This window comes from Nostoc sp. DSM 114160 (genome assembly GCF_053470305.1).
Map to the genome: position 1 here is coordinate 3,339,950 of NZ_JBPFGO010000001.1, position 16,758 is coordinate 3,356,707.

15 protein-coding genes and 3 pseudogenes are annotated in these 16,758 nt (G+C 40.4%); 13 read left to right on the forward strand and 5 right to left on the reverse strand.

Features of this window, described 5'->3' with window-relative positions:
• The first annotated feature begins 129 nt into the window (after positions 1–129).
• The 5 genes from NSTCB13_RS14755 to NSTCB13_RS14775 all read left to right on the forward strand — a co-directional run bounded on the left by NSTCB13_RS14755 (position 130) and on the right by NSTCB13_RS14775 (position 4,778).
• Complete coding sequence (locus NSTCB13_RS14755; protein WP_448272817.1) at positions 130–894, forward strand: sulfite exporter TauE/SafE family protein; 765 nt, start codon at positions 130–132, stop codon at positions 892–894.
• Positions 895–1,216: 322 nt separating this feature from the next.
• A complete protein-coding gene (locus NSTCB13_RS14760; protein ID WP_448272818.1) occupies positions 1,217–2,416 on the forward strand; it encodes a sulfate ABC transporter substrate-binding protein in 1,200 nt (399 codons plus the stop codon).
• A 222-nt stretch (positions 2,417–2,638) separates the two neighbouring features.
• Positions 2,639–3,499 carry a sulfate ABC transporter permease subunit CysT gene (gene cysT, locus NSTCB13_RS14765; protein ID WP_448265326.1) on the forward strand — a complete coding sequence of 287 codons (861 nt, stop codon included), beginning with the start codon at positions 2,639–2,641 and terminating at the stop codon, positions 3,497–3,499.
• Positions 3,486–4,361: a sulfate ABC transporter permease subunit CysW gene (cysW, locus tag NSTCB13_RS14770; protein ID WP_322670851.1), complete on the forward strand. Its 876-nt coding sequence runs from the start codon at positions 3,486–3,488 to the stop codon at positions 4,359–4,361. The genes cysT and cysW overlap by 14 nt, the downstream gene beginning before the upstream one ends.
• Positions 4,362–4,511: 150 nt before the next feature.
• A complete protein-coding gene (locus NSTCB13_RS14775) occupies positions 4,512–4,778 on the forward strand; it encodes an NIL domain-containing protein (protein ID WP_094351023.1) in 267 nt (88 codons plus the stop codon).
• A gap of 276 nt (positions 4,779–5,054) precedes the next feature.
• Here the strand turns inward: NSTCB13_RS14775 and NSTCB13_RS14780 are convergent, their stop codons facing one another.
• Positions 5,055–6,566, reverse strand: a complete 1,512-nt coding sequence (locus tag NSTCB13_RS14780; protein WP_448272819.1) for a hypothetical protein — start codon at positions 6,564–6,566, stop codon at positions 5,055–5,057.
• Between the two features lie 774 nt (positions 6,567–7,340).
• Between NSTCB13_RS14780 and NSTCB13_RS14785 the strand changes: the two genes are divergently transcribed.
• Both NSTCB13_RS14785 and NSTCB13_RS14790 read left to right on the forward strand, forming a co-directional pair.
• The gene (locus NSTCB13_RS14785) at positions 7,341–8,006 is read left to right on the forward strand and encodes an NIL domain-containing protein (RefSeq protein WP_445627907.1); all 666 of its coding nucleotides are present in this window, start codon (positions 7,341–7,343) and stop codon (positions 8,004–8,006) included.
• Positions 8,007–8,028: 22 nt separating this feature from the next.
• Positions 8,029–8,361 (forward strand): NIL domain-containing protein, encoded by a 333-nt coding sequence (locus NSTCB13_RS14790; protein ID WP_445627906.1) that lies wholly within the window; start codon positions 8,029–8,031, stop codon positions 8,359–8,361.
• A gap of 6 nt (positions 8,362–8,367) precedes the next feature.
• Here NSTCB13_RS14790 and NSTCB13_RS14795 read toward each other — a convergent pair whose 3' ends face one another.
• A complete protein-coding gene (locus NSTCB13_RS14795) occupies positions 8,368–8,958 on the reverse strand; it encodes a Crp/Fnr family transcriptional regulator (protein WP_322692966.1) in 591 nt (196 codons plus the stop codon).
• A gap of 255 nt (positions 8,959–9,213) precedes the next feature.
• The gene (cysE, locus tag NSTCB13_RS14800) at positions 9,214–9,939 is read right to left on the reverse strand and encodes a serine O-acetyltransferase (RefSeq protein WP_445627905.1); all 726 of its coding nucleotides are present in this window, start codon (positions 9,937–9,939) and stop codon (positions 9,214–9,216) included.
• Positions 9,940–10,154: 215 nt separating this feature from the next.
• Between cysE and NSTCB13_RS14805 the strand changes: the two genes are divergently transcribed.
• From NSTCB13_RS14805 to NSTCB13_RS14815, 3 genes and pseudogenes are all read left to right on the forward strand, one after another.
• Positions 10,155–10,637, forward strand: a complete 483-nt coding sequence (locus NSTCB13_RS14805) for an RrF2 family transcriptional regulator (protein WP_445632191.1) — start codon at positions 10,155–10,157, stop codon at positions 10,635–10,637.
• Between the two features lie 18 nt (positions 10,638–10,655).
• Positions 10,656–11,619, forward strand: a pseudogene (gene cysK / locus NSTCB13_RS14810) (cysteine synthase A).
• A 248-nt stretch (positions 11,620–11,867) separates the two neighbouring features.
• Positions 11,868–12,422: a hypothetical protein gene (locus NSTCB13_RS14815; RefSeq protein WP_445627903.1), complete on the forward strand. Its 555-nt coding sequence runs from the start codon at positions 11,868–11,870 to the stop codon at positions 12,420–12,422.
• Positions 12,423–12,591: 169 nt separating this feature from the next.
• Here the strand turns inward: NSTCB13_RS14815 and NSTCB13_RS14820 are convergent, their stop codons facing one another.
• Complete coding sequence (locus tag NSTCB13_RS14820) at positions 12,592–13,302, reverse strand: cadmium resistance transporter (protein ID WP_445627902.1); 711 nt, start codon at positions 13,300–13,302, stop codon at positions 12,592–12,594.
• A gap of 182 nt (positions 13,303–13,484) precedes the next feature.
• Here NSTCB13_RS14820 and NSTCB13_RS14825 point away from each other — a divergent pair.
• Positions 13,485–14,140, forward strand: a pseudogene (locus tag NSTCB13_RS14825) (cadmium resistance transporter).
• A 51-nt stretch (positions 14,141–14,191) separates the two neighbouring features.
• On the opposite strand, the gene NSTCB13_RS14830 reads toward NSTCB13_RS14825, so the two are convergent.
• Positions 14,192–14,989 (reverse strand): sulfite exporter TauE/SafE family protein, encoded by a 798-nt coding sequence (locus NSTCB13_RS14830; protein WP_445627900.1) that lies wholly within the window; start codon positions 14,987–14,989, stop codon positions 14,192–14,194.
• 651 nt (positions 14,990–15,640) lie between these two features.
• Here NSTCB13_RS14830 and NSTCB13_RS14835 point away from each other — a divergent pair.
• Positions 15,641–15,804 (forward strand): annotated as a pseudogene (locus NSTCB13_RS14835) (NADH-dependent alcohol dehydrogenase); the annotation flags it as partial.
• A 342-nt stretch (positions 15,805–16,146) separates the two neighbouring features.
• Positions 16,147–16,734: a TetR family transcriptional regulator C-terminal domain-containing protein gene (locus tag NSTCB13_RS14840; protein WP_445627899.1), complete on the forward strand. Its 588-nt coding sequence runs from the start codon at positions 16,147–16,149 to the stop codon at positions 16,732–16,734.
• Positions 16,735–16,758 lie beyond the last annotated feature (24 nt).

The following is a 16,758-nucleotide window of genomic DNA, read 5'->3' on the forward strand; positions in this document are numbered from 1 at the left end:
ATTATATTTATATTAATATAATTCCAAAAAGCTGTATCTCCTTCAGATTAGGGGCTTTAGATATCTTTTATCTACTGCAAGCATTCTGTAAAAAAATGTATTTATAACAACATAAAGATCGAATCTCTAATGAATGCTATCCAATTATTTTTACTCATTGCAGTTTTCTTTCTCACAAGTGTTATAAGTGTCATTACAGGAAGCACTTCTTTAATTACCGTCCCTGTAATGTTTCAATTGAGCATTGAACCGCGTATTGCTCTTGCCACTAATATGCTGGCATTAACTTTTATGAGTGTTGGTGGTACATTGCCTTTTATTGGTAAAAAAGTAGTTGACCGCAGTCGCTTGCCAATAATGATTTTATTAACACTTTTAGGCTCAATTATCGGTGCATTACTTGTTTTAGTTGTACCTTCAAAATCGATGCCTCTGATTATCTCGATTTTGATGATTGTAGTTACCGTCTTTTCAATCACCAATCGGAATGCTGGAATCGTTTCAAAAATAGGGAAACCCTCACCAATAGCAGAAATTGGTGGATATGTGGCAACTTTTGTGCTTGGTGTTTATGGTGGTTTCTTTAGTGGAGGCTATATCACTATGCTCACAGCAGTTTATGTCAGTCTATTTCGGATGACATTTGTGCAGGCGATCGCAAACACAAAGTTTATCAACATTTTTTCTTCGTTAATTGCCACCATTATTTTCTTTATGCAGGGAATAGTTGATTACAAACTAGGTATTATTCTGAGTATTACTATGTTCATTGGTGGAGTTGTTGGATCGCGGGTTGCTCTCATACTCAGTAACCTCTGGTTGCGCCGTATATTTCTCACTACAGTAATTTCTCTTGCACTCAAGACGTTATTTGATTTTGTTGCACTGCGTTGAACGAAGCCGATATCTACGATGGTCACTGAAGCTCACTCGAAGTGCGGGCTACGCCTACGCTAGATTAGCTATTCTATAGCAAGTTGCTTGATGCAGCAGATAGTTGATTGCGATGCCTATGAAGGGCTGCGCCTATGCAATTTGATAGTTGAAAATAAAAGCATTTTTAATTTTTCACAGAACTGGTAAAATCACCATGTTCTTGATAAAGAATGTGAGGTTTTTTGGTGTTTGCAACTAGATACATGGAATCATCCAGTATGATAAACACTATATAACTGTATTCCCATCGATTATTTGTGGATTTAGTGGAGGAAATAGAATGAGTTTGTGGCAACGCTTATTGAAAAGATTACAAGCGATGTCTTACGACAAGCTGCTAGCCTACGGCAACGCCAAAGGCGAACGCATCTACGCGTTCAATAGAACGTATCGATTCAAACTAAATTCGCTCAAAGGCTTTATATCACTCTTTTTGGTAGGTACTGTATTGAGTGTAGCCCTTGCCGCCTGCTCTGGTGGAGGAACTGGGAGTACTTCTTCCTCTGAAACCCCTGCTGCTAATGCTACTCCTGTGGCTGCAAGCAAAGATAGTGTTGAACTAACTCTAGTTTCCTTTGCTGTCACCAAAGCCGCTCACGAAGCAATTATTCCTAAGTTTGTAGAACAGTGGAAAAAAGATCATAATCAAACTGTCGTCTTCAAGCAAAGCTATGGTGGTTCTGGTTCCCAAACTCGCGCTGTTATTGATGGTTTGGAAGCAGATGTTGTTCACTTAGCATTAGCTGGAGACACTACAAAGATTGAGAAGGCTGGATTGATTCAGCCAGGATGGGAGAAAGAAGTTCCCAACAATGGCATTGTCTCCAAATCTGTTGCAGCAATAGTCACTCGTCCCGGCAATCCTAAAGGCATCAAGAACTGGCAAGATTTAGCCAAAGATGGTGTGAAATTGATTACTGCTAACCCCAAAACTTCCGGCGGTGCTAAGTGGAATTTCTTAGCACTATGGGATTCTGTAATTAAAACAGGTGGCGATGAGGCGAAAGCTACTGAATTTGTGACTAAAGTTTACAAAAATGTGCCAATCTTGCCTAAAGATGCGCGGGAAGCTACTGATACATTTGCCAAGCAAGGGCAGGGAGATGTCTTAATCAACTACGAAAACGAAGTTCTTTTGGCACAACAAAAGGGCGAGAAGGTTGAGTATGTCGTTCCCGATGTGAATATATCCATCGACAATCCGATCGCTGTGGTAGATAAAAACGTCGATAAGCACGGAACCCGCGAAGTTGCTGAAGGTTTTGTGAAATACCTCTATAGCCCAGAAGCACAGCAAGAGTTTGTCAAATTAGGATTCCGTCCTGTGGATGAGACTTTAGCTCAAACCAAGGAAGTCACTGACAAATTTCCTAAGCTGAAAACTCTGGGTACAGTTGCAGACTTGGGCGGTTGGGAAGCAATTGATAAGAAGTTCTTCGCAGATGGGGGCGTGTTTGACAAGATTCAAGGCAAAAAATAATTCGTAATACTTCGGCTACGCCCTTCTCTACGAGAGGCTGCGCCAACGACTACGCTCAGGACAAGCTCAGTACAAGTTCGTAATTCGTAATTCGTAATTCTGACTCCACAACTTTCTTTTCTCCAGAATAAAAAATAGTTGGTCTGTGGTTGAATTACGAATTAGCAATTACGAACACTGGCAAAAAGCTCCTTGTGAATTTCCAATTTTGAATTTTTGACTATGACGACTGTATCTCCTTCTGTAGAAGTTGAACGCAAAACACCGTTTTTGAAGAGATTGGAGCGAGTTTCTTGGACTTGGGTAATCACCATTGTATACTTGACAGTTATGTTGCTGATCCCCATAACTGCAATGTTCCTGAAAGCAGCTACAGAACCTCCATCTAGGTTTTGGGCGATCGCAACCAGTGATATCGCACTAGCAACATACAACGTAACTTTTGTGACGGCAATATTTGCTGCCTTACTCAATGGCGTATTTGGAACTTTAATTGCTTGGGTTCTGGTTCGCTACGACTTTCCCTTCAAGCGCTTGATTGATGCCACAGTGGATTTACCCTTTGCACTACCAACTTCTGTAGCAGGTTTAACACTGGCAACTGTTTACAGCGATAACGGCTGGCTAGGTTCGCTACTAGCACCACTGGGAATTAAGATATCTTTTACCCGCACGGGAGTAGCGGTAGCAATGATATTTATCTCACTACCTTTTATTGTGAGAACTGTGCAACCCGTACTTCAGGAAATGGAACATGAAATTGAAGAAGCCGCCTGGTGTCTGGGTGCTTCTCAATGGCAGACCTTCTGGAAAGTGATTTTGCCACCTTTATTTCCCACGATTTTGACTGGTATTGCCTTGGGTTTCTCTCGTGCAGTTGGAGAGTATGGTTCGACTGTGATTATCTCTTCTAATACGCCTTTTCAAGATTTGATCGCACCTGTACTGATTTTCCAACGGCTAGAGCAGTACGACTATTCTGGTGCAACAGTAATTGGCATAGTTTTACTATCAATTTCGTTAGTACTGTTATTAGCAATTAATTTCTTACAAGCATGGGCAAGGCGATATGACAGTAGATAAGCCAAGTTTTCACTCATCTGCATCTGAGACACATACGGCCAAGCCGAAAGAGCAGAAGAGTTGGGTGCCAATAGTTTTAATTGGGATAGCGATCGCTTATTTAGCCCTAGTTCAATATATCCCGGCAATTAACGTTTTTGTCCAAGCCTTTAGTAAGGGTGTTGGGCCGTTTCTGTCCAATCTGACGCGACCAGCTTTTATCCATGCAGCTTGGCTAACACTGTTACTAGCTGTGATTTCTCTACCTTTAAATACGGTATTTGGTTTATGTGCAGCTTGGGCGATCGCTCGTCATAAATTTCCTGGACGCGCCGTAGTTTTGAGCATTATCGATCTGCCCTTTTCAATTTCGCCTGTAGTTGCAGGGTTAATGATTGTCCTACTTTACGGACGGAATGGGTGGTTTGGCCCTTGGCTTCAAGCCCATGATATCAAGATTATCTTTGCCTTTCCAGGTATGGTACTAGCTACAGCCTTCGTGAGTATGCCCTTTGTGGCGCGGGAAGTGATTCCTGTTTTAGAAGAGTTTGGTAAGGATCAAGAAGAAGCTGCAAGAACTCTAGGTGCAAAAGATTGGCAGATATTTCTGCGCGTCACTCTACCTAGTATCCGTTGGGGCTTACTCTATGGTTTAATTTTGACCAATGCCAGAGCAATGGGTGAATTCGGAGCGGTTTCAGTGGTATCTGGAAACATTGCTGACCAAACCCAGAGCCTACCACTGTTTGTAGAAGACGCTTACAAACAATACGAAACTGAAGCGGCTTTTTCTGCGGCTGTACTGTTAGCGTTGTTAGCAGTAGTAACCTTGGTGCTGAAGGAGATTCTAGAACGGAAAACCCGCATTAAAGATGTTGAATAGAAAAATCAAGCGATTATAGTTATCTTTTGAAATAGGATACAAGCAAATCATGGGACATGGTACGATCTACTTAGTACCTATCAGGAAATTACCGTTAGGGTTAAGAGTAGTTCTGTACCAATCCCGATTAGGGATTGAAATAACTCAGATATGGCTACTGACAATACACTTACCAATAAACGGATTCGACTCAGAATTCCTAAAGATTATCACCAGGAACCTGTCATTTCTCGCCTGGTGTCTGACTACGGACTGATTGTGAATATCACGGCAGCGATTTTGGGAGCCAATGCTGTCGGAGATGGTTGGTTTGACCTTGAACTACAAGGAACAGATGCACAAATTCAAAGCGGTTTAACTTATCTCCGCGATTTGGAATTGGAAGTCTGGGATGATACTAAAGCAACCGATTGGTAAGAGTTATAGTAACACAAACAGTTTATTTGTCTGGTTTTAAGAGTCTTGAAACCCAATACGCTTGGGTTAGTGCCAAAAACTTTGAAATGTGTAGGTTGGGTTGAGGAACGAAACCCAACATTTTCGGGGTTTTGTTGGGTTGCGCTTTGCTTAACCCAACCTACAATTTTCTTTAACTGAACTGTATTGTATTAAAACCCGCAGATCCCCGACTTTATAAAAGTTGTCGGGGATCTTATTTCTGATAAATGATTCAGAATTGCTGTAGTGATTTGTCTACAAAAGTGTATACCAAGTACCGTTATTATTTTGACGTAAAATACGGTATTTACTCTCAAGAAATTCTAGCATTCTGGGAAAATTTTTGTTGATAGTAGGCTGCTGAATATCATCAATAAAGATATAAGGAGGCTTAGATGAATCTAACTCTTCTAAAAGTTTTGTCCATTGCTCAGGCAGAAAATATTCAAGTGCCCAACCACGTAGTGATGTTGCCTGAGTCCGATTGGAGAAGTAGTAAATAGATGGATCGCCAGCTACATAAATCTTACCAAGAAGACTTCCTGGTTGGGAGATAAATTCAGCTTCTGAACGAAGAGATGGGTATTTTTCTCTAAAAACAGTCTGATATTTGAATCGTGTCTCTTCAGTTAAAGCAAAGTTATTATTAACCAGAACAACACTCTTTTTTATCAAAGTGTGCGATAAAGGGAAGAAAAACAAAAATATCAGCAAGATTGTCGTAAATGGGGAACTCAATTTTATTAAAGACTCCCATAAAACATCTAATCCTTTAGTAGCTAAAATACCTAAAGGTACAAACAATAGTAAATAATGATATTCCCAAAATGCGCCACGTTGTAGAGCAATCACACCCCAAGCAAAAATACACCAAATAACAAGTAGCAAAGTCAATATATTCTTAGACTTACGTAATGATACATCTACGGCAACAGTAGCAGCTAAAATTAGAGGGTAAAAATTATTTAAAAACCATTTTATTCCTGCAAAAAGCCCACTTGGGTTAAATTGGGAATTAGCAACAATCCGAGGTGGATATAAAAAAAATGTCTGATACAAAATTGGTAAACTATTAAACCAGGCAAAATAACTAACAATACATAAAATAGGAAATATAATCCCCATAAAAATGGGAATAAAGATTTCTATAAATACTTTTGGAATTGGCTGCCGTTTGATCAGCAAAGAATATATCAAAGTAGTTAGCCAAAAAGAAAGTAATATTAGTAAAAGTATTAATTTAAATGTGATGATAATTCCACCAAGAAAGCCTGATAGTAAAAGTATAAAAAATGCTTTTCTACCTTCATATTTAAAAGATTGAGAAGTTAACCAAACACAAGTAAATAAAGGCAAACTAACCAGTGCCTCTACTTGAGTAAGATGCCAAGGCTGTGAAACAATATAGTAAACGCCAACCGTTAACAAAGGTACTAAACTTGCGATTATCGGATGCTGAAAATAGCTTTTTAGACTCAGCAACAATATTATAGACAGAAACACCATGTAAATAAGTTCAAAGAGATGGATGCCAATCTCATTAAAACCAAATAAAATTCCTCCCAAAAAGTAAAAGCAAAAAATCCCCGGTTGCTTGACATCCCAAAAATCACGATAGAGTAACTTTCCTTGTTGCATCTCCAAAGCACCAAGCCGAAAAAATGCTTGATCTCCATCAAATGGAAAAGGCAAATGTATAAGACCAATAATCACAATCCCAATCAAAACTAAAAAGTCAAATTTATTTAATTTAGTAATATTAATCATCAACTTTTATCATGAAAATTTAAGCGACTATTCTACAGTCATTAATATCCTAACAAGGTAAAGATCAAGGCAATTTTAGGATATGAACTTAAAGTTTAAAGTTTCTGCGATCGCGTCAACACTGACTTTTCATTTTATTAAAAATTAGCTGAAGTACCAAAAATATTTAAGTAAGTAGGCAGTCACAAATTAAAGTACATTAAATAATGTAAAAAACATAATTTTTCTCTGCTTTGAAGGCTCTAGCCCTACTTTGAGGGCTAGAGCCGCTTAATCTAAACCTTTAATTATTAACACCGTTCTACTTCTCACAAGAGATAGCAGTTATTCCTGGAGGAAATAAGTATTAAGTATGAATAAAAACTTTCCTTCCAAGTAGAGCATCTAACATCGTCCACTGCCTAAGTCTCAAGTTGCGCGTGGATTACTTAAACTGGACTATCTCTGTAAAAGGTATACATACTATTTTTTTGTAAAAATGTCAACCGTATTAACCTCAAGCTAGTCAAAATATAATGAGTTTGATTTACGTTATTTTACCCATTGTATTTTTTCCGTCTTTGTGGGAGTCTCCTTTACATAACAATTAAGTGCATAAAATCGATAGATTTACAGTAGTTTAATAAAAGCTAGAAATATGAACATTTCTATGAGGCTAACATTCAAGCAGGCACAGTTGAGTTGTGGGGGCACGACATCAGCAAGATTCTCTGCCGAACCCAAAAATTGCGTAGGCGCAGCCCGCCGTAGGCATCGCTATTGGGAATTAATCTGATGTCTCAGAGTAAATCCGTAGAACCTGCTTCAGTCCACAGTCGAATTCTTGTGCCTCAACGGTATAACAGGCAACCTGTAATTTCTCGACTGGTTTCTCGTTATGGTTTAACCGTCAATATCAAAGCTGCATCCCTGACATCCGAAAATGACAGCGATGGCTGGTTTGATTTGGAACTTTCAGGAAATCCTCAAAAACTGACAAATAGCCTATCTTACTTGCAAGGATTAGGAGTGAATTTACTGCAACTAGCGATCGCTAACCAAATTCAACTTAACCAGCACACTCTACCTTTCCCAAATTCAGCTAGTAAACTCAGTCCCAAAGACTCTGCATGGCTGACAAATAAATGGCAAGAACAATTCCAGCAATGGATTTCTCAAGGTCAAACCAATCGATTGCGCTTACAACTGTGCATCTTAAAATCTTATTACCAAGAACCAGTAATTTCCGAGTTAGTTTCTGGTTATGGACTAACAGTTAATATTACCAGTGCGATACTTCAACCCGATACGCAAGATGACGGCTGGTTTGACTTGGATTTGTGGGGAAGAACAAAGCAACTCTACTCTAGCTTGAGTTATTTAGAAAAACTGGGACTACCGATTTGGCTAGATTTGTCTAGCGTTTATAGCGATGTCTACGACGGGCTACGCCTACGCTAATTAATAAAATCATCACTATCCAATGTCAGCACTAAATAACCAAAAAACCAATTCCCAAAACAGATTATCACTGGTTTCTTCAGTTTCTGAAAAAAGCCAAATCACTCAAATTCGTCTGCGGATACATATTCCCAAATGCTATCTGCAAGCGCCCGTGATTTCGCAGTTAATTTCTACTTACGGCTTGGTAGTTAATATTACCAAGGCTATGCTACAACCAAATACAGAAGGATGCTTTGACATTGAACTGCGGGGAACAGTGCCACAAATTTCTCGCGGTTTAGCTTACCTAGAATCCTTGAATCTTAGAATTGTGGGCAAGCCGAATGCCGACGGCGATAGCTGGTTTTACTGAAATAATTTAAATTTCGTAGTACCAAATTTCTTCTTCTTTGAGAACAATTCGATGTAAGGAGAGGCGATCGATCAAGCCCTCTTGCTCAAACTGCCCAAGAACACGAGTGATCGTAACACGAGTTGAACCGACCATTTCCGCCAGGTCTTCATGAGTCAGACGCATATCTATTAAACGTCCCTTCTCAACTTCCGAACCAAACTTTTTGGATAACCATGCCAATAGCTTGATAAGCATAGTATCCACTTTTTTATGGCTACGAATGATCATCAATTCTTGAGCCTGTTGGATATGGGCTAGTAGAGTTTCTGTGAGTTCAGTCCACTCCTCTAGAGGTAAAACTGTTGCCTCCACTTTAGTTAGGCATTCCATTTGATAAGGTTCTAATTTTGACAACCTTTTACCAACGACATCTCCAGGCCCCCACAATCCTAAAGCAACAGTTGTACCATCTTCCAGATAGCTAAAAGTTCTTACAAAACCCGTTTCAATCTTCCAAAGGTCGTTATGATGCTCTGGCAGAAATGACCTACGGGCAAAAAGTTGCTTAGTATTGTTACTGTTTGAACTTGATAAACTTGTGTACAAAGACACCATATTATATAAAACCATTCTCCGATAAATTAACCGTAGTATTACATTTATATCAGGTTATAAGAACCTATGGGTATTTTAAAGAGGGGAGGAGGGGGCAGAGGGGCAGGGGAGCAGGGGACAAGGGGGACAAGGGGGACAAGGAGGAATTATTGAAAATCTCTCCCAAGTCTCCCCTTCTTTCTTGTCTTTTTTGTCTCTTCCCAATGCCCAATGCCCAATGCCCAATGCCCAATGCCCAATGCCCCATTCCCTCACTTAAATTCCTGCACCATCAAGAAAATCTTCAATCATCCCATCAGAATTTTTGCTCTTAGGGTTGTCAGTTAATTCGTCGCCAAGCTCAGTTGGGGACAAACTTGATTGTTCCAACTCCTCGAACTGTTTCTCTAGAGACTTGACGCGTTCAAATAAAGCACGGATGACTTCAGCTTCTACGTCGCGGACTTTATCATGATCCAGAATATTGGTAGATGAGTTGTTCTGACGAGTCACACGCCCTGGAATCCCAACTACTGTAGTGTTACTGGGAACATCTCGTAGCACCACTGAACCGGCTCCGATACGGACGCGATCGCCAATTTGAATGTTTCCCAATACCTTCGCACCTGCTCCCACAACCACATGAGAACCTAAAGTTGGATGGCGTTTGCCACTTTCTTTCCCAGTCCCGCCAAGGGTGACACCTTGATAAATCAGGGCATAATCCCCCACGATCGCAGTCTCGCCAATCACAACTCCCATACCGTGGTCAATAAACACTCCCTGGCCAATTAATGCCCCAGGATGGATTTCAATTCCGGTTAAAAACCTACTAAGATGAGAGATGAATCTTGGTATGAAAGGAATTCCAATTTTATACAGCCAGTGCGCCAATCGATGAAACACTAGAGCTTGGAGTCCAGGGTAACAAAACAATACTTCTAGCCAGTTACGGGCTGCTGGATCACGCTCAAAAATGGTTTGCAAATCAGTTAGTAGCATACTCTGTTGAGATTTCTATTGATGGGTGAGGCTCTGAAAACAGAAACTCAGGATGACTCCCAGAAAAAGGTCGAGTCCTTATATTGGGAATTGTGTAATATCTAAATCTACGGTAAGTCGATAGATTATAGTGTTTTTGTGGGTAATAAGTGGGATGCTATCACATTCCACAGTTGAAAAAAATTAATTTCGCATAAACTGCGATAAGTCCCTCAATTCACCGTAGTATATTGAGTACAGTCTTGAATAGCCAAAACTACGCTCTCTTGGATCTGTCTTCCAAAGTGGAATACGCGCTGCTGGCACTCTTAGAACTAGCAAGCCACCACGGACAAAAACTTCCTTTAACCATGAGCGAGATCGTTGCCAAGCAACCCATACCTGAGCGCTATCTGGAACAAATTTTGACTAACCTCCGGCGTGCTGGTGTGGTGCAGAGTCAACGCGGCTCTAAAGGAGGTTTCGTTTTAGTTCGGGAACCTTGGCAGATTACAATACTTGAAATTGTCACTTTGGTTGAAGGCGAGCGGAAAGAGAAAGATACCTCTAACTCTCCGACTCTAGAAAAGACTCTGGTTTATGAAGTTTGGGAGCAAGCTAACGCTGCCTCAATAGAAGTTTTGGGTCGTTATACACTCCAAGACTTGTGCGAGGAAAGAGAAACTCGCGCCCAGCAGAGTCCAATGTATTATATTTAGACACGACGGAGTACCCACATGCGGATAGCGAAAGATATCACAGAGTTAATCGGCCGAACTCCTCTAGTTCAATTAAACAAGATTCCCCAAGCTTCAGGAGCGGTTGCTCGGATTGTGGTGAAGCTAGAAAGCATGAATCCAGCATCTTCTGTGAAAGACCGGATTGGCGCGAGTATGGTGGAAGTGGCAGAAGAAGCAGGCTTGATTCACCCCGGAAAAACTGTTTTAGTAGAGCCGACTTCTGGAAATACAGGAATTGCGCTAGCGATGGTGGCAGCTGCCAAGAGCTACCATCTCATTCTAACGATGCCTGACACAATGAGCCACGAAAGACGATCCATGCTCAAAGCTTATGGCGCTCAATTAGAGTTAACGCCAGGGGTAGAAGGTATGCGAGGAGCGATCGCTCATGCAGAACAGCTTGTAGCTAAAACGCCCAATGCTTATATGTTGCAGCAGTTCCGCAACCCTGCTAATCCGAAAGTTCACGCCGAAACCACAGCCGAAGAAATTTGGAATGATACCGATGGAGAGGTAGATATTCTCGTGGCGGGAGTGGGTACTGGTGGGACGATTACAGGAGTTTCAGAAGTTATTAAAAAACGGAAGCCGAGTTTTCAAGCGATCGCAGTTGAACCCAGCAACAGTCCGGTATTAGCAGGCGGTAAATCAGGACCTCACAAAATTCAAGGTATCGGCGCGGGATTTGTCCCAGCAATTTACCGTTCCGAACTGGTAGATGAAGTGATTCAGGTAGCAGATGAGCAAGCGATCGCTTACAGCCGTCGCCTAGCAAAAGAAGAAGGATTACTATCGGGGATTTCGACTGGCGCTGCTTTATACGCGGCTATTCAAGTGGCACAACGACCAGAAAATGCAGGGTCGCCTCATCGTCATGGTACAGCCTAGCTTCGGCGAACGTTACCTCAGCACCTCACTGTTCAAAGATCCAGAGGAGAATGAGTGGTTGAGTAAAGTTTGATTCCTTATGGTAAGAATTCTCAGGATAAGACTCTTAATGAGGCAACTTAGAATCGTGAATTAAACAAGTTCCAGGATTAGATAGGGGCGGGTTTCCTCGATATAGTCGCGCAACTGTTAATTAGATAGTCAAATCCGCCCTTCTTTACAGTTTGGGGAGTTATTTAATCCTGATTCCTTAGTACAAGAAGGCAACTATACTGGACTGGAGGCACAGAGAAGTTCGAGCCGTTCAAAACCAATAACAGTATGATAATACAGAATACACCAGAACTGGGTAGGTTAAATGGATACATGGAAGCTATGAGTTGTTGCCTACAAGGTGGCAACTATGTCATCTGGTTCAGTGCGAAGGGAATAAAGCTTGAGGATGGTGATTTAGAGCCTCAAACATTGGACAAACTAGCCATTCAAAAAACTTCTCAAGAAGCAACGCCAGATTTAGAAATGCAAAGATTAATCCAATTGGCTTATCCAGGAGCAAAGCCAGAACTGGCTACCATGTGTGAGTGTTATCATGCTTCCACAGTGCTGACTACCAGAATTAATACTTTTATTGCACGCATCAACCCATCTGACGGATTCAAAAACGTTGAAAAATCTAAAAAGCGCAATCTGATTACAAGTTTTTGGCGGAATGTCAATGAGTGTATTGATTACCAGAATGCGAGAGTTTTTCAATATAATCCAGCCTTTGATATCGATGACGAACTGTGGGATTTTATTATCTGGGGATTTACATTTTTGATAGTTAATCAAGAACAAAGACAATGTTTATTAATACACGCTGGAGCATCTGATTAACAATAACGATCGCCTAATCTTCTGTTCTTTTGGAATATTGCGATTGCTTCAGCACACTCTCCTGCTGTTCTACTGTGTACGCACAGCCGTTAGCTGATACAGAAACAGAAATTTTTTCAAACATCAATCCTTTCGGAGATTTTCGCCACGTCCGTCGTACTAGTTACATTCATTTACTAGAATTTCCGCCAATTTTATCATTACTTTCATTATTTTTCACCAAAATAATCAAACAGATACTACTAGCAGCTAGCTTTATTGGACTTAAAGCTTCACTTTTTAATACAATAAAAGCGCCTAATCCGATAAGAACAAAAGGTACTAGATTGTTAATGTAGTGAGTAAATACTTCAGCTATAACTCTGTTGTTAATTAATTTATATGCAACGTAGCACCAAACTCCTAACAAGAGAAAAAATAATCCGATAATTACCAAAAAGCTCTCTAAGTTGCAGCTAGCAAATAAAGGTATATAAACACTAATATTATCGCTTCCATTGGCAATTGTAACAGCAGCCACACTATAAGCTTGGGGAGAAAAAAAGCTAGTAATCGTTGATGTTTCAGCTTTTTCTGTTGCAGCTACAACTTTTTTTGATGAATCTTCTTCCTGATTGACTAAGCTACTGATACCTATGGACATTGGTAGTAAACCAAGTAATCCAATCCAGTTTTTTGATAAAACTAATCCCCCAAATAAACCCGAAAGGCTAAGGATTAACAGAACTGTAAAACCGAGAAACTGGCCAGCAACTATATGCCGGGGGCGAAAGTTAGCATTTATTTGAGAAAAAAATAATAATAGAATGACAATATCATCAATATTAGTAGCAATGAATGCGATTGCCCCTGTAGTAATTGCAGTAACTAACTCGTTCATATTTTAAAATCAAGAAGAATTGAGGAGTCAGTAATAATTACTGTGTCATTTTAAATCTAAGTTGTACCAGAAGGTTAAAATAATTCGTGATTGATAATGATGCGCGAGTATTTGTCAATAATTACGAATTACGAATTAGTGAATTTGGTATGGTGGTAAATCGTAGATTCTAAAAATCCAGCATGAGTCAGCTAGGGACAGCCTTCAGTGAAGGGATAATTGCCTTCATCGCCACTAACATAGATGACATCATTATCTTGTTAATATTTTTTTCACAAGTAGATGCTAATTTTCGGCGGCGGCATATCTTACTCGGTCAATATTTGGGTTTTACAGCCATTATCATCGCTAGCTTACCAGGATTTTTTGGTGGATTGGTTGTACAGCGAGAATGGATAGGATTGTTAGGACTACTACCAATAGCAATTGGTATTCAACAATTGATATCTAGAAAAGAAGAAACTATAACAGTTCAGACAGTCAGTAGTGATTTTATAGAGCCTACACCTACTAACCCGGTATTGTCTTTTATTTTGAGTATTTTGCACCCCCAAACCTATAAAGTGGCAGCAGTAACGATCGCTAATGGTGGTGACAATATTAGTATATATATCCCTTTGTTCGCTGGTCATAACCTTACCAGTTTGGGAGTAATTTTAGGTATATTTTTTATCATGGTAGGAGTTTGGTGTGCGATCGCTTATTTTTTAAGCCGTCAACCTACCATTGCTAATATTTTAAGTCGCTACGGTAAAGCTGCCGTACCTTTTGTGTTAATTGGCTTGGGGGTCTGTTGATTATGTATGAGCGAGGTACATTCACTCTACTCTTTGGGTAAGAAGTTAATCAATGTTGGATGTTGGATTTGGAATTGAAAATCTCAAGTTGGTTACACTTGATGAACTAATTTCCAACTTACCATCATTAAAATGGCGTAAATAATAAACCGTAGTGGCCGTTGCGGAGCTACTTGGCAGATTTTAGCACCTAGTAACACCCCAGGCACAGAGCCTAACCATATAGGCAGTACCAAACTCCAATCAACTGTTCCCAGGCTGAGATGACCAAGGGCTGTAAACAGCAGTAAAATCGCTGCGTGTGAAATATCTGTACCCACTAACTTCCGGGCGTCAAGGCGGAAAAACCCAATCAGTACTAGGGCAAACATCGAACCTGAGGAGACGCTAGTTAGACCCACCAGACAGCCTAAAATTGCTCCTAAAGTAACTGTCATAAATCGACCAAAGTTAGTTTCTAAGTCTAACTTTGGCAGTTCGGGTAAATTAAATTTGGGGAAAAAAGTCAATAACAACAATTGCACTAGTGCTAACAATGTGACTAGCAAAATCATCCCGCCAAGCAAACGGAGCAAGATATTATCCAGGCTATACTCACCTGTATGTTTAATGAAGTGCAAAATCCCTACTCCGAACAATGAGCCTGGAACACTTCCAAAGGTCAGCCATTTGACAACTTCTGTGTCGAGGGTTTTCTGTTCCCAATGCTTGACGCTACCAACAATTTTCATTAAGGTGGCGGCCACAACATCAGAACTCACAGCGATAGAAGGCGGAACCTGAAAAATAAAAATTAACATTGGGGTGATGAGAGACGCTCCACCAATACCCGTCAAACCAACGATGATACCAACAAAAAAGCTTAAGAACGGTAGTAATAAATAGTGCATACTCTTCAGGGGTTTCAACAATTAGTTATCAGTTATCAAAGTCCTGTTGAATCTCCCACTTCTATAAGTGAGCAGCGTCGGTAAGGGTTGATTAGATCCCCAAACGAAGCCTTGATAACTGTTCACTGACTTAATTACGAGCAGTTAGAGAGCAGCAACTCAGCCAAACTATAGCCCAGTGGTAGACAGAGCTAGTTATGACAAGTTATTGTGTTTCTCAATGATTCCTGGACAACTTAAAACCTGTCTGGAAGTTTTTGTAAGCATGACAACTGGCATTTAGCTCAAACAGAATTTGATAACTGCTTATTGGTCAGTCGCTCTGCGAAACTCAACTTCTAACTAGGTTTTTCTACAGTTTTACATATAAAACCACGTAAGGCGATGCACTTACCGTATTTTACTCGGAAGTATGATTAAACGTCTAGCGTATTCGCGTTGTATATTGCTCAATTATCTGGATAATACACCGCAGTCAGTCAAACTCCCTACGGACTGGTTGCTCAAAAATTTACCTACAAGTTAGTAAGCATAGGGATAATATCAAACTTTGTAGAGACGCGATATATCGCATTTATGCTGCAATTAGGCAATATCCTGAAAGTGATTACAATACTCAAGGTCAATTTCGATTCCCTAGTTTAATGACTCATGGAAAACTTTGTTTTTTGCAATCCAGTCAAAATCCTGTTTGGCAAAGGTCAAATCGCCAACATTGCTGCTGAAATTCCCGATCGCGCCAAAATCCTGATTAATTATGGTGGGGTAGCATCAAAACTAACGGCGTCTATAACCAGGTGAAGTCTGCATTGGCAAACTTTTCCTCCAGCAAGAACTGCCTGGTTGTTGAGCGACTAGCCCTCTTGGTAGTCGTTGGCGTAGTAACAGAGCGTAGTCGTACCACTTCGTGGAAGCAAGCTAGCAAGAGCGTCTCCAAGAGTTGTGCAGCCTTTCCAAGAGTTGGGAGTCGAAACACTGCCTCCTGCCTTATTTTCAAGGCAGGTCTAATGCCTAGTTCTTTACTCAGTGTTGAAAAAATCTTGACTTACAAGCAACTATCATGATAGTTTAAATCAAACCATTCGGTCGGTAATATTTTATTTACAGCAATTTTCAATTCAATAAACTCCTCACTCCCTACTATCAAAATCGCTGTAATGTCCAAAGGCGAAGAAACAAAAACTAGAATTCTTGAGCAAGCAGCCGAACTGTTTAATCAACAGGGGTATGCAGGTTCATCGATGTCAGACATTATGCGTGTAACTGGATTGCAGAAAGGAGGAATTTACAATCACTTCCAAAGCAAAGACGATCTCGCACTACAGGCTTTTGATTTTGCGATCGCTCGCATTAAGCAGCATACTAGATTTGCATTACGAAGCAAACACCACGCAGTAGAACGTCTGCAAGCAATCATTGGGGTGTTTAGTAGCTTCGCAGAAAATCCACCAATCAAGGGCGGGTGTCCACTGCTGAATACTGCTGTGGAAAGTGATGATGCTCATCCGGCGTTGCGACAACGTGCTCAACAAGCGATGAACTCTTGGCTACATCTAATTTGTCGAATTATTGAAAAAGGAATTAAAAAGGGTGAAATTCGCCCGGAAGTGAGTGCTGATGAAATCGCTACCATCATAATCGCAACACTGGAAGGAGGCATAATGATCAGCAAGCTTTATGGAGATTCAATTCATATCCATAGGGTAATTAATCACTTGAATCAATACTTAAAAACTTCTCTTTAATTGAACAGACCAAGCAGTATTAAA

Excerpts from the sequence above, each read along its gene's own strand:
- NSTCB13_RS14755 (WP_448272817.1), top strand. The coding sequence starts at position 130 with ATGAATGCTATCCAATTATTTTTACTCATTGCAGTTTTCTTTCTCACA.
- NSTCB13_RS14760 (WP_448272818.1), top strand. The coding sequence starts at position 1,217 with ATGAGTTTGTGGCAACGCTTATTGAAAAGATTACAAGCGATGTCTTAC.
- cysT (WP_448265326.1), top strand. The coding sequence starts at position 2,639 with ATGACGACTGTATCTCCTTCTGTAGAAGTTGAACGCAAAACACCGTTT.
- cysW (WP_322670851.1), top strand. The coding sequence starts at position 3,486 with ATGACAGTAGATAAGCCAAGTTTTCACTCATCTGCATCTGAGACACAT.
- NSTCB13_RS14775 (WP_094351023.1), top strand. The coding sequence starts at position 4,512 with ATGGCTACTGACAATACACTTACCAATAAACGGATTCGACTCAGAATT.
- NSTCB13_RS14780 (WP_448272819.1), bottom strand. The coding sequence starts at position 6,566 with ATGATTAATATTACTAAATTAAATAAATTTGACTTTTTAGTTTTGATT.
- NSTCB13_RS14785 (WP_445627907.1), top strand. The coding sequence starts at position 7,341 with ATGTCTCAGAGTAAATCCGTAGAACCTGCTTCAGTCCACAGTCGAATT.
- NSTCB13_RS14790 (WP_445627906.1), top strand. The coding sequence starts at position 8,029 with ATGTCAGCACTAAATAACCAAAAAACCAATTCCCAAAACAGATTATCA.
- NSTCB13_RS14795 (WP_322692966.1), bottom strand. The coding sequence starts at position 8,958 with ATGGTGTCTTTGTACACAAGTTTATCAAGTTCAAACAGTAACAATACT.
- cysE (WP_445627905.1), bottom strand. The coding sequence starts at position 9,939 with ATGCTACTAACTGATTTGCAAACCATTTTTGAGCGTGATCCAGCAGCC.
- NSTCB13_RS14815 (WP_445627903.1), top strand. The coding sequence starts at position 11,868 with ATGATAATACAGAATACACCAGAACTGGGTAGGTTAAATGGATACATG.
- NSTCB13_RS14820 (WP_445627902.1), bottom strand. The coding sequence starts at position 13,302 with ATGAACGAGTTAGTTACTGCAATTACTACAGGGGCAATCGCATTCATT.
- NSTCB13_RS14830 (WP_445627900.1), bottom strand. The coding sequence starts at position 14,989 with ATGCACTATTTATTACTACCGTTCTTAAGCTTTTTTGTTGGTATCATC.
- NSTCB13_RS14840 (WP_445627899.1), top strand. The coding sequence starts at position 16,147 with ATGTCCAAAGGCGAAGAAACAAAAACTAGAATTCTTGAGCAAGCAGCC.